Source organism: Gaoshiqia sp. US2, from assembly GCF_059705485.1.
Map to the genome: position 1 here is coordinate 4,536,171 of NZ_AP048550.1, position 13,120 is coordinate 4,549,290.

12 protein-coding genes are annotated in these 13,120 nt (G+C 45.7%); all 12 read right to left on the bottom strand.

Annotated elements, in window-relative coordinates; genetic code table 11:
* Positions 1–30: 30 nt before the first annotated feature.
* The gene (locus tag AC6H3C_RS17975) at positions 31–336 is read right to left on the bottom strand and encodes a (2Fe-2S) ferredoxin domain-containing protein (RefSeq protein ID WP_497516840.1); all 306 of its coding nucleotides are present in this window, start codon (positions 334–336) and stop codon (positions 31–33) included.
* A gap of 144 nt (positions 337–480) precedes the next feature.
* A complete protein-coding gene (locus AC6H3C_RS17980) occupies positions 481–1,737 on the bottom strand; it encodes a radical SAM protein (protein ID WP_497516841.1) in 1,257 nt (418 codons plus the stop codon).
* A gap of 50 nt (positions 1,738–1,787) precedes the next feature.
* Positions 1,788–3,206 carry a nitrogenase component 1 gene (locus tag AC6H3C_RS17985; RefSeq protein ID WP_497516843.1) on the bottom strand — a complete coding sequence of 473 codons (1,419 nt, stop codon included), beginning with the start codon at positions 3,204–3,206 and terminating at the stop codon, positions 1,788–1,790.
* A gap of 240 nt (positions 3,207–3,446) precedes the next feature.
* Entirely contained in the window at positions 3,447–4,775 is a 1,329-nt protein-coding gene (gene nifE, locus AC6H3C_RS17990; RefSeq protein WP_497516844.1) for a nitrogenase iron-molybdenum cofactor biosynthesis protein NifE, read from the bottom strand.
* Between the two features lie 226 nt (positions 4,776–5,001).
* Positions 5,002–6,384, bottom strand: a complete 1,383-nt coding sequence (nifK, locus tag AC6H3C_RS17995; protein WP_497516845.1) for a nitrogenase molybdenum-iron protein subunit beta — start codon at positions 6,382–6,384, stop codon at positions 5,002–5,004.
* Positions 6,385–6,399: 15 nt separating this feature from the next.
* Positions 6,400–8,034, bottom strand: coding sequence for a nitrogenase molybdenum-iron protein alpha chain (gene nifD, locus AC6H3C_RS18000; RefSeq protein ID WP_497516847.1), 1,635 nt, complete (start codon positions 8,032–8,034; stop codon positions 6,400–6,402).
* 11 nt (positions 8,035–8,045) lie between these two features.
* A complete protein-coding gene (locus AC6H3C_RS18005; protein ID WP_497516848.1) occupies positions 8,046–8,423 on the bottom strand; it encodes a P-II family nitrogen regulator in 378 nt (125 codons plus the stop codon).
* An 18-nt stretch (positions 8,424–8,441) separates the two neighbouring features.
* Positions 8,442–8,762, bottom strand: a complete 321-nt coding sequence (locus tag AC6H3C_RS18010; protein ID WP_497516850.1) for a P-II family nitrogen regulator — start codon at positions 8,760–8,762, stop codon at positions 8,442–8,444.
* Positions 8,763–8,871: 109 nt separating this feature from the next.
* Positions 8,872–9,696: a nitrogenase iron protein gene (gene nifH, locus AC6H3C_RS18015; protein ID WP_497516852.1), complete on the bottom strand. Its 825-nt coding sequence runs from the start codon at positions 9,694–9,696 to the stop codon at positions 8,872–8,874.
* 889 nt (positions 9,697–10,585) lie between these two features.
* On the bottom strand, positions 10,586–10,879 hold the full coding sequence (locus tag AC6H3C_RS18020; RefSeq protein ID WP_497521275.1) for a GNAT family N-acetyltransferase: 294 nt from the start codon (positions 10,877–10,879) through the stop codon (positions 10,586–10,588).
* 108 nt (positions 10,880–10,987) lie between these two features.
* On the bottom strand, positions 10,988–12,547 hold the full coding sequence (locus AC6H3C_RS18025) for a sigma 54-interacting transcriptional regulator (protein WP_497516853.1): 1,560 nt from the start codon (positions 12,545–12,547) through the stop codon (positions 10,988–10,990).
* 370 nt (positions 12,548–12,917) lie between these two features.
* On the bottom strand, positions 12,918–13,082 hold the full coding sequence (locus tag AC6H3C_RS18030; RefSeq protein WP_497516855.1) for an integrase core domain-containing protein: 165 nt from the start codon (positions 13,080–13,082) through the stop codon (positions 12,918–12,920).
* Between the last annotated feature and the right edge of the window lie 38 nt (positions 13,083–13,120).

Genomic DNA, 13,120 nt, shown 5'->3' on the forward strand with positions numbered 1-13,120 from the left:
GCTGAATACTGTGACTGAAAATTGCGACTTTTAGTCAGTAATCAAATATTCCTCAACGACTTCGCCTTCTTCGAGTGCATCGAGGATTTCGTCAATTTTTTCGATAGTAATGGCTCCGTACCAATAGTTGTTGGGCTGAATTACCATTACCGGACCCTGCGAACACACATTCATGCAGGCAGTTGATGAAACGGCAGCATCAATGCCGCGGTCGGCACATTCTTCAGTTACGTACTGAATAAATTCGGCTCCACCGTTCTTGTTGCAGTAACCTTTGGCATCGCCGGCAACCCGATACGAGTTGCAAATCAAAATGTGATAATCTGGTTTTTTCATTGTGTGATTTTTAGTATTGTATATTTTAAATCGTCTTTAGCATTATCTTCACTCTTCGTCATCCTGAACTTGTTTCAGGATCATTTTGCCTGACAGACCCCGAAATAAATTCGGGGTGACGCTCCACGAGAAAGCGACTTCGTTTTAACATCCTGTTGCTTTTCCGGAGCAGGCGGCGCCGCATTTGAAAACGTCGGCTTTCTTCACGGTTCGCAATTCTTTACCTTTATATATAGCGTCCAATCCTTCGTCGATCAACCCGGTCATTTCAACAATGCGGATGCCGGTGCGGCCAATGGTTGCCGACGGACTTGGGCCGATTCCGCCAACCAATAAAGCCCGGCAGTCGCTCAATAGGTCGGCCAGCACTTCCCAGCGTTTGTTGCCGGTTCCCGATGGCGGTGTCCGGCGTTGCTCAACCAAACGGTAGCCATTGGGCGTTTCACGGAAAATGTACAGGCTCTCGGCCTCGCCCAGGTGTTGGTTCACCAGCATTCCTTCGTAACTGGCCACAGCCACAAACTGACGGTTTTCGTCGGGTGTTACCGATAAATTCATTACTTCTGACATGATTTTCTTCGCTTCCAAATCGTCCTCGCCCAATAGACCAACGGCATCGGCACGGCAACGGGCACAGTGCGTCATCGGGTTCAGGTGCTTGGCAATTTTACCCCGGACTTCGCGCATGGTCAGCACATCGGGTTCTTTCAGATTTTCGAATGGCGTATCGGTAACCGGGTAAAGCGGAATGGCATTCATCAATTCAGCGCCCATCGCTTTGGCTTGTTCGGCAATGCTTTCAATCAAATGCTCGTTCACGCCCGGAACAACAATGGTGTTAATCTTCACGGTGATTCCAAACTTCCGGAGCATTTTAATGGCAAACAACTGGTTTTTCAGCAACAGTTCGGCGGCTGCTTTGCCCACGTATCCACGGTTTTCGAAGCGAGCCCATTTATAAATGTGTTGTGTTTCTTCCGGATCGAGACCATTCAGGGTGATGGTAACATGACTGATACCCAGCTCGGCCAACTCATCGGCATAAGTCCCAATATTGAGCCCGTTCGACGAAAGGCACAAAATCATTTCAGGAAAATGCTGACGAACCAATCTCAATGTGGTGAGGGTTTCGTTGGGATTGGCAAATGGATCGCCCGGACCAGCAATTCCGACTACCGACAGGTTTGGCATTTTTTCCTTCAGTTTGATTAGATAGACCAACGCCTGCTCGGGAGATAGAACCTGACTGGTTACTCCCGGACGGCTCTCATTTACACAATCAAAATCGCGCTTGCAATAATTACATTGAATGTTGCATTTTGGAGCAACTGGCAGGTGAACCCTGGCATATGTACCTTTCGCTTCGATGTTGAAGCACGGATGTTTTTCGATGTCAATCATAGCTTTTAAGTTTTGTAGTGCATAACTTACATTCAGTCATTCACCTGATCCTACATATATTTATATCCCACGGCCGAATGGTCTTGCTTGTAACCAATCAGTTCGTTTACAATCCGGTCGAACAATTCCTGTGTGCCGGTATATCCAAGGTGTTTAATGCGTTGTCCGCCAATGCGGTCGTGAATAGGGAACCCACAGCGTACGATTGGAACGCCCAATTCGCGGGCAATGTACCAGGCTTTGCTATTGCCAATCAGAATGTCGGGTTTGTTTTCGTTGCACCATTCGTGAATCAATTCGTAGTCCCAGCCGTTTTTTACCAGGATTGAATCAGGATTCTCAGGGCAGTATTTTTTTACTTCATCTTCCAGCTTAAAACTTTCGCCGCCGGTAGCAGCCAAAGCCACCACGATGCCAATCTCATTTAGGAAAGCCGACATGGCCACCACAAAATCTTCTTCGCCATACACTACGGCGTGTTTTCCAAACGCATATTTGTGCCCATCGACATAAGAGTCAATCAACCGGCCACGTTCTTTGGCGTATTTCATCGGGATTGGTTTTCCTGAAACCCGACTCAGTGTTTCGAAGAAGGCATCGCACGAAGAAACTCCGGTTGGGAAAGGCATCCGGCAATTTTCAACGCCAAATTTTTCCTGAAGGTATTCGCCGGCAGTGGTGAGGTTCGAAGCATTTTTTACCCTTCCGGATAAACTTCCTTTATTAATTATAGTACCGAATTCGATGGAAGCTGTGGCCGAACCGCATTTTTTGACCAGCTCAATCGGGGTTCCGCCATCAGGAATGCGTTTGTACGAATCCCAGATTGGGTTGTCAAGCGTTTCCGAAAAATCGGGAACCATGATGTAATCGATCCCGAAGTCTTCGAGAATGGTTTTGAGTTGGCGCAAATCTTCCGGAGAAACGAACCCGGGGAAAATATTGATGTGTTCGCCGCGATCACCGGCTTCGGCCATCGATTTTACAATCCGACCAACGGCTTCGTGGAAACCGTCGATGTGCGAACCCTGGTAGCTGGGCGTTGATGCGTTTACAAAATGTGGGAGACTTTCATCTTCGGAAAGCTCTTTGTATTTCTGGATGTAGAATTTTACATCATCGCCAATGGTTTCGCTCAGGCAAGTGGTGGTGATTCCGATAAATTCGGGATGATATTGTTTGATGACATTGCCGATAGCCGTGTGGCAATTGGCGCCGCCGCCAAAAATGGTTGCTTCTTCGCTGAAATTCGACGAGGCAATGTCGACAGGTTCTTTGTAATGACTGATCAGGTATCGGCGAATGTAAGTAGCACACCCTTGTCCGCCGTGGATGATTGGTACTGATCCGCGAATGCCCTTGAATGCCACACTGGCTCCGAGCGGTGCGCACAATTTACAGGCGTTGCGGGTTGATTTGAAAGGTTCTTCGGTGGGTTTTGCCGGGGTATTGGTGATCGTGTCTTTCATAGTGCTATTCTCCTTTTCTTTTGTTCCGACTTGCGTGTTTCGGGATTTGGATATTCAATATTCTACATTCGATATTGCCTGCCTGCTGCCGGCAGGGATATTTCTTAACCTTTTCTCCATTGCGCCGGAAACTTAATTTGTGGCTTCGATTCAGATTTTCTGTCCGGCGCTAAAACTTTTTCATTTCTTCATCCCCGGCTTGAAAGCCGGGGCTACCAATATGCTGTCCCGATGGGACTGTTACTTCATAAATTTCCAAACAGGGCTGCATACCGAGGCGTGAACTTCTTTGGCGAAATTCAGCATGCCATCGTATCCGGCCAATGCCTCTTTGCGTTCGTGGTTATGATCGCAAAAACCTAAACCCAATTTGTAGGCGATGGGGCGTTCCTTCACGCCACCGATAAACAGGTTGGCGCCGGTTTGCTTCACAAATTCCGAAAGTTCATTGGGGTTCGAGTCGTCGACAATGATGGTTCCTTCGTCACACAAATCTTTCAGCAGGTTGTAGTCGTCAATGTTGCCGGTTTGCGAACCAACAACTACCGTTTGCATTCCCATCAGGCGCAATGCTTTTACCAGCGAAATGGCTTTGAAAGCGCCACCCACATAAATTGCGGCTTTTTTTCCTTCCAGGTCTTTGCGGTATTGCTGAAGTGCGGGTATCAGTTTGCTGATTTCTTCTTTCACCAGTTGGCGGGCTTTGTCCATCATTTCGTCGGATTTGAAATAACGGGCCACTTCGTACAGTGCATCCGACATATCTTCGATTCCGAAGTAGGAAACTTTCATAAACGGAATGCCATACTTTTCTTTCATGTCTTTGACCAGGTAAACCATCGATCCCGAACATTGCACCACGTTTAGTTGAGCTTTGTGCGCCTTCCGGACATCGTTGATGCGGCCATCGCCAGTCATACAGGCTACCATGTTTACACCCATGCGGCGGTAATAATCGGCCAGCATCCAAAGTTCACCAGCCAGGTTGAAGTCGCCAAGAATATTAATGCTGTATCCCGGGACTTCAGTTTCGTTGTCAGTACCAATTAATTTTGAAAGGGCGTCGCAGGCCAGTTTGTATCCGTCTTTTTTGGTTCCGTTGAAACCTTCGGACATAACCGGAATCACGTCGATGCCTTTTTCGCGGGTAACCCTGCGGCAAACTGCCTCAACATCGTCGCCAATTACGCCCACAATGCAGGTGGCATAAACAAATGCAGCTTTGGGTTTGTACTGATCGACCAAACTAACCAGCGCATTGTACAAGCGGGTTTCGCCACCAAATACCACTTCACGTTCCTTCAGGTCGGTAGTAAAACTAAGCCGTTGCAACTGTGGCCCCGACGATAACGATCCGCGAATGTCCCAGGTGTAAGCAGCGCAGCCAACCGGCCCGTGAATAAGGTGCAGGGCATCAGCAATAGGATAAAGCACCACGCGCGAGCCGCAAAAAACACATGCCCTCTGACTGACCGAACCTGCTACACTAGCCTTTCCACACGCGATTGCCGCATCGTCTTTCCCCTTTGTGACAACCTGATTTTGACGTTCTTTCAGTATATCGTTCATGGTGTTTTGTTTTTAAGATGAACTTTTTTATTCAGAAAATTGAAAGGGGGAGTGTGCGGGAAGCGTCCTCCCCCATCAACATTAAAAAGAAAATAGCCGCCAAATCCTCCTCACTCTAAGGAGGACTATACCTTTTCGCAATAAAGAGGGTGCGGTAATTTTTTTATAATCCTGACAAGGCGAGAAAGTTTGCCAGGATGGGATATAATTGTATAGAATGTAGGTTTTACATGGTTAACTCGAAGCTTTCTTCAGGAGTAGTGGCATCTTGTTGATCCATCAGTTCGCCCAAAATCTTTTCGAGTATGCGTAATGCTCCAACATAACCCAGCGTAGTAAAATAGCTGTGTCCAACACGGTCGATGATTGGGAAACCCATGCGCACGAAAGGGATGTTTTCGTCGCGTGCAATGTACTTGCCGTAAGTGTTACCAATGATCAGATCAACCGGTTCTTCCTTAATCCACTGGTGCATCAGGAACATGTCGGCTTGTGGACCATTTTTATATTTGGCTTCCGGAACACGACTTTTCAGTACTTCTTCCATACGTTTCTCGAAACGTTTTCCGGGAGTTCCTGAAACTACATATACCGGTTTCATATCGATGTCGACAAGGAATTCAATCAGCGGGATAATGTTGTCGGGGTCACCGTAAACAGCCACACGTTTTCCGTACAGGTACTGGTGCATATCGGTAATCATGTCGAGCAAACGTCCGCGTTCTTCAGTAATCGATTCAGGGATAGAAACCCGTCCGGCTTTAGCCAACGCCTGGATGAAACGGTCGGTAGCACGCAACCCAACAGGGATATCGATGATGTCGAACGGAACTTTACACTGATTGTCGAGTGCAATAGCAGCTTTCTGTGTAGCCCATTCGCCTAACCCGAGTGTTTCCATGCTGTCGCCCATGCTGACGATTTCGCCTATGGTAGTTCCGCCTTTGGGATACATTTCGAATTTTCCGGTCATCGGAGTATCCAAAACATCAGAAGTGTCAGGCAAAAGAACCGAGCGAACTTTCATCATTTTCATGACCCGTTTCAATTCGCGCATATCCGATGGTTCAACCCAACCCGAAAGCAGGTTGATCTGGCGGATTTTCTCGTTGGTTTTTTCAGCAAAATATTTGACAAAACTTTCGAGCATATTGGCGTAACCGGTAACGTGCGAACCCACGTAACTTGGGGTTGAAGCTGCCAGCACATGTTTCCCGAATGGTACTTTACCTTCGTCGCGGGCTTTGTTCAAAATCTGGCCCAGGTCGTCGCCAATGGTTTCCGACAAACAGGTTGAATGAACGGCTATAATTTCAGGATCGTAAACCGAAAAGATAGTTTCGACAGCCTGCAGAAGGTTCGCCTGTCCGCCAAACACCGATGAACCTTCGGTGAATGAACTGGTTGCAGCCATTACCGGTTCTTTATAATGTTTGGTGAGTGCGCTTCGGTGATATGAGCAGCAGCCCTGCGAACCGTGACTATGAGGTAAACATCCGTGAACTCCCAGTGCGGCATACATGGCCCCTACTGGCTGACAAGTTTTGGCCGGGTTGACGGTCAACGCATTGCGTTCTCTTACTTCGTTGGTTGTATGACGTAATAACATATCTTTTCCCTCCTATTAATAATGTTCGATGGCCATGCTACCAACCAGTTCCGATTCGTTCTTCCATGGTGCATCGATTAGTTTCCAAATATTGGTTGCCAGCATACGTTCCATTTCGAGGTAGAAGTTAACTGCTCCATCGAAACAGGTGTATGGGCCGCCGTAGTCGTAGCTGTGTAACTGTTTCAGCGGAACTCCGCATTTCTGTACCACATATTTTTCCTTAATTCCGGCGCAGAAAACATCGGGTTTGTAGAATTCAATGAGTTTTTCGGTTTCCCAATGGTTCACATCGTCGATAACCAGTGCGTTCTTTTTCATTTCAGGCATCATGCCGTCGTAATCTTTAAACTGGTAACCCTTTGCCATTAATTCGGCTTTCTTTTCCACCAAATCGGGCCTGAAGTGTTCCTCGTCTTTGGTAACGGTCAATTCCTCGATGTTACGGGTATCGGCGTCAATCTTGATGGTCGGGATTACTTTGCGTCCCTCGTAGTCGTCGCGGTGAGCAAACTCGTATCCGGCTGAAACAACATTGATTCCTAGTTCAGTAAATAAATCCTGATAGTGGTGAGCGCGTGATCCTCCAACGAACATCATGGCCACTTTTCCTTCAACGCGTGGTTTCACCTTGTCTTTTATTGCTGAAACTTTGGACATTTCGCGGGCAATGATTTCTTCTACTTTGGCTTTTAAGTCAGCATCGCCAAAGAAATCGGCAATTTTCCGGAGCGATTTACAAGTCGACTCAGCGCCTACAAAACTTACCTTGATCCACGGAATACCGTATTTTTCTTCCATCATCTCGGCAATGTAGTTGATCGAGCGGTGGCACATCACCATATTCAGGTCGGCCGTGTGCGAATATTCCATACTCTTGATTGTAGAGTTTCCGGAGAAAGTCGAAATTAAAGTGATTCCGGCTTCTTCAAACAGGCGTTCGATTTCGAAAGCATCGCCACCAATGTTGTATTCGCCCAACAAGTTCACCTGAAATTTTCCTTCGCGGGGACGGTCGTTCAAACCAACCACATTTTTAAATACACCATTGTTGGCAATGTGGTGACCGGCCGACTGCGAAACTCCGCGGTAACCTTCGCAACTGAACCCGAAAATGTTGATACCCAACTCAGCTTTCATGTCGCGGGCTACGGAATGAACATCGTCGCCAATCAAACCAACCGGACAGGTTGAGAAAATACCGATGGCTTTAGGTTTGAATATTTCGAAAGCTTCGCGAACGGCTTCTTTCAATTTGGCTTCACCACCAAATACGATGTTTTCGTCCTGCATGTCAGTCGAGAACGCGTAAGTCATGTAATTATCTTCACCTCCGGCGGCACGGGTTTGGTTACGGCGAGTGAGCCATGCATAGAAACTACACCCAATTGGTCCGTGCACCAGGTTAATGATGTCGCGGGTTGGCCCCAACACTACCCCCTTACATCCGGCGTAAGTACAACCACGCTGTGTAATGATACCCGGAGCAGTGCGCACATTGGCCATAATTTCCTGTTCGATATCAGGATCGTTAATCACAATCGCTTTAGCCCTTTTCTTTGCCAGTTTTGGCGGATATTTTTTCAGGATTTCTTCCCTGAGCACAATTGGGTCGGGCAACCCCTGGCTATAATCAAATCTTTTTGGCATAGTCGTAAATTTTAATCGAGTGCTATATCACCGGCTTCACCGGTTCTCACTTTAATTGCATCAATCATCGGGATGACGAATATTTTACCGTCGCCCGGTTCTGGAGTCTGGTTGGCTTCAATGATGATTTCAACCGCCTTATCTTTGTTCTCGTCCGTAACAACCAGTGTGATAACACGTTGTGGCCGAAGTCTTGGTTCTTTACCCAAATGAGCCAGTGCCTCAGGAAGATCTTTCTTTACCCCTTCGAGTACTTTGGCATCCCAAAGCCCTTTGCCACGCCCGAAAACTTTTCCGGTGGCGGTCATCGAAGGAAGTCCGGCATTCGACAGTGCGCGCTTGGTCGCGTTCATTTTGTCGATGCGTATAATGGCCATGATTAGCTTCATATCCTGAAATTTTTCTGATTATAATTCTTTGGTTCCGCGGCTGATGGTGTAAGCTTCCTCAACAGGTGTGATGAAAATTTTGCCATCGCCAAAGGCGCCTTTCGGCTCGGTGCGTGCAGCTTCCATAATGGTGGTCACTGCAAAATCCTTGTCTTCGTCTTTAATTACCATCAAAAGCATTTCCTTCGGAAGCTCGTCGTAAGTAACATCACCGATTTTGATGCCGCACTGTTTACCGCGACCCACCACCGGAATTTTTGTTACGGCCACGTAACCGGCTTCAAACAAGGCCTTCAATACTTTACTCGATTTTTCAGGACGTACAATTGCTCTTATCATTAACATATTTTGATTCTCCTATCTTTTTAGTTTCTTATTCATTTTGAATTCACCCCCTAAATCCCCTGAAGGGGACTTTAAGCCCCCTTCAGGGGGTTGGAGGTACACTTTAGTTCACAATTCCGAAGTCAATCAGCAAAGTTTCCAGCTCTTCCATGGCCAGCGGCTTTGGAATTACAAACTGAGTATTTTCATTGATGGCTTTCGACAAAGCGCGATATTCGTCGGCCTGGCTGTGGCGCGGATCGTATTCAATCACTGTTTTACGGTTGATTTCGGCACGCTGAACCATGTTATCGCGAGGGACAAAGTGGATCATTTTGGTTCCGAGCTGACGTGCCAGTTCTTCGATCATTTCGCGTTCATTGTCCACTTTGCGCGAGTTGCAAATCAAACCTCCGAGGCGAACAGTTCCGGCCTGGGCGTATTTGCTGATACCTTTGCAAATATTGTTGGCCGCATACATGGCCATCATTTCTCCTGAAACCACGATGTAGATTTCTTCGGCTTTTCCTTCGCGGATAGGCATGGCGAAACCACCGCAAACCACGTCGCCCAATACATCATAGAATGTGTAGTCGATTTTATATTTTTCGTCCCAGGCTCCCAACTGCTCCAACAGGTTGATGGAAGTAATGATACCGCGACCGGCACAACCCACTCCGGGTTCGGGGCCGCCCGACTCCACGCAGCGAACGCCGCCGTATCCAACTTTCACGATATCATCGATGTCGATATCCTCACCCTCTTCGCGCAGGGTATCCAAAACGGTTTTCTGAGCTAAACCGCCCAGCAACAAACGGGTTGAGTCAGCTTTAGGGTCACAACCCACTACTTTTACATTGAATCCTGCTTCGACCAATCCGGCCACTGTGTTTTGTGTGGTAGTGGATTTTCCGATTCCACCTTTACCATAAATTGCAATCTTTCTCATCTTCCAACTATTTTTAGGATTTAAACTTCTTTCGTTTGGAAAGGGCTTTACCAGAACGGTGCCAAGAGAAGAAGAAGGCAAAAGGCAAAAGGCAAAAGGCAAACAGAAAAACGCAGTAAATCTGCTATTTAGAGGGAGCAAAAAAAATTAAAAGGATTTTGGTACGGCGGAAAGTCCTACATTTTGGTAGGAACGGAGAATTGGGCGTACAAAAGGTGTTGCACGGCACAAATTCAACAAAAACAAGGGTTTGAGGAGTGTTAATATTGGTTTAACCTACATTTTGGTAGGAAAGGAAGAAAGTGATCAGTCGCAGTTGGCAGTAAACAAAAATGGAATAAGGAAAGGGGGAAATTGGGAAGGAGTGGCAATTAATATTTACTTATTAAATCTACCAAATCAATTAAGTTGTTCCTTGTAGCCCAAGCGTACTCCGTATATGTTAATACATCTGTGTCAATCAAATCTTTTTTAGGAAGCATTGTCTCATCTAAAAGTTCTGTAAAAAGAGTATAAATATTATGTGTTATGTAATTTTTTTGTTTGCAATTGGATTCAAGTGCTAACGCTAAGTTGCGTTCTAGTATATTATTATTTTTTTCATACTGAATTAATTTTCCTAAAGTAAATCGACTAATGTATCGTTTCTACAGAACTCTGTTTGGGCTATGGAAATTTCTCCGGATTAAAATCCGGGGCTACAAAATAGAACTATCCCTACGGGATTGGTTCACTTGCAATTCTGTAGCAGAAAAAAAAAGAGACGTAGTCTCGACCAATAATGTAGCAACCGATTTCAATCTGTTGTTTAAGGCAGTGTTTTGAACCAGAGAGCTGTAGGCTCGTGGCATTTCGATAGGTGATTTACCCGGCAGAAAAGTTTTATTCTTTACAATTTCTTCTCCCAAAACATCATGCGGGGGACGCAACCGGTAAAGCCCATTTTGCGGTAAAGCGACTTGGCGTTCGAGTTATCTTCGCGCACTTCGAGGTTAACCCGGCAGAAGCCTTTTTGCGAGGCATAATTGATAACCCCGCGCAGAAGAAAATGCCCGGCGCCTATGTTGCGACATTCAGGATCGACGATAAAGTCGTGGATATTTATGAGCGGTTTGGCCTGAAGAGTGGAGAAGTTGATATTGCAGTTGGCTAGTCCTGCATACTTGTCGTCGGCTAATAAAATAGGTTTTAAACAAAATCATATTCAAAGAGTCATCCTGAACTTGTTTCAGGATCCCTTACCTCTTAACGAGAGACCCCGAATTAAATTCGGGGTGACTTCTTCCAGTCCTTACACTTTGAACCTCCAGGCATCGATGTTGTATTTTTTAAGGCGGATACCCAGCATGCGTTCGGTTACTTTCAACTCGTCAGCTGCTTTGGCAATGTTCCCCTTTGAGCTAACCAACGCTTCGCGGATCAGTTGCTTTTCTACCTGCTCAACGGTAAACATCAATCCTCCTGAAGCTTTGGTGTTGGTTGAGTCGGCGGTTTGCAGCGATGGTGGCAAATTGTAACTGTGAATGACATTGTCCTGCGTTAAAATACACGCGCGTTCAACACAGTTTTCCAGTTCTCGAATGTTCCCCGGCCAACGGTAAACCATCAGCATATTCAAGGCTGAAGTGGTTATCCGGCTGATTTTGGCCTTGTTGCGCTTGTTAAATTTCTCAATAAAATGGTCGACCAATACCGGAATGTCGTTTCGCCGGTCGCGCAGTGGCGGCACAAAAATCGGGAACACGTTGATGCGGTAATACAAGTCTTCGCGAAACCCGTTGTTCTGGATCATGTCTTCGAGGTTTCGGTTGGTGGCGCACACAATGCGCACGTCAACCTTTATCGTTTCCGTTCCGCCCAGCCGTTCAAATTCGCGCTGCTGAATCATCCGAAGCAATTTTACCTGCGTCGACAATGGAATATCACCAATCTCATCCAGAAAAATAGTTCCGCCATCGGCCAATTCGAAACGGCCTTTTCGGCGCGACTCGGCTCCTGTAAAAGCCCCTTTCTCGTGACCAAACAATTCGCTTTCAATCAGCGTATCTGGCAGTGCCGAACAATTCACTTTAATGAAATTCTTCTTCGCGCGAGGACTCGAAAAATGTATGGCGTCAGCAATAAGCTCCTTCCCGATCCCGCTTTCGCCGCGAATCAAAACCGTTGAATTGGTTTCGGCAACCATGTTTACCAAACCGTAAACATCGCGCATCTTACTCGAGTTACCCACAATATTTCCGGGGCGGTGCTCGGTTTCGAGCTGATTCTGAAGTTGAATATTTTTCTGTTTGAGAATTTCCATTTCCTCCAAACGTTCCTGTTTCGCCCGAACAGTCCGCGAAATCAACGAACCGATAATCGAAAGCAGCCAATGCTCCTCGTCAAATAAAATATGTGGATTATAAAGGCGTACAATACTGAGTGTTCCGGTAACCTTTCCTTCTTCAATCACCGGAATGCATATAAACGATAATTCCTGCCCATCTTTGGTTAATTCCTGCCCGGTTCGGTTCAGGAATAAACTCGATTTCGAGATTTTGTCAATCACAACTGGGCGTGCCATTTCAACCACACGGCCAATGATTCCCTCGCCAAGCTTGTAACGTCCACGTGCCTGCTGCGCCGCACTGTATCCGTAAGCTGCTTCAATAATAATGCTTTCGGTTTCGCGGTTTAAAATGGTCAGGAATGCCCGTTCGGCGCCCAAATGTTTAACCACCATTTCCAAAATTCCCGATAAATCATCTTTCAGTTCCTTGCTTTGAATCAATCGCTGACTGATCTCAAAAAGTAATACAAGCTCCTTGAGTCCGTAACATTCATTGCCTGCTTTTTTACATTTGAATTCCATATTCAGTTATCTTTTTGACAATGAATAAATACATATTAAAATTTTCTGTACTAATATTAACTTAAATAATTTCTTTTTGCTTTAATTATTGAATTTTGATTATCATTTTAACAAATTAATAACAAAAAAAAGGAGACAATACAGGAACGTATATTTTAAATTTCTTACGGAAATAATAATCACTGAATTATTTTTTACATGCTTTGAATCCATTACTGCCTGTTTATAATATGTTTAATTATCAAGATCGAATTGATAAAATCTTTAAAGTATAATTTGATAAGTGAACATGTAAATAGGTATCGAATTCGAGACCAGCTTAGGTTAAAGAAAATAATATACTGATTTTAAATGCTTTAGTCATTCCATTTTAATGCACTTCAATGGGATTGGAGCCTTCTGTAGTAAGTTCTCTATACTTACTGGGAGAGATACTGCCTAAGGCAACGTGAGTCCTGTGGTTGTTGTAATCATCCACAAATTCCTGAGACACCTCCCTTACTTCATCAAGGTTGTCGAACAAATAAGCATCCAATACCGACTCACGATTTTATCCCATTGAGCAAATAATAA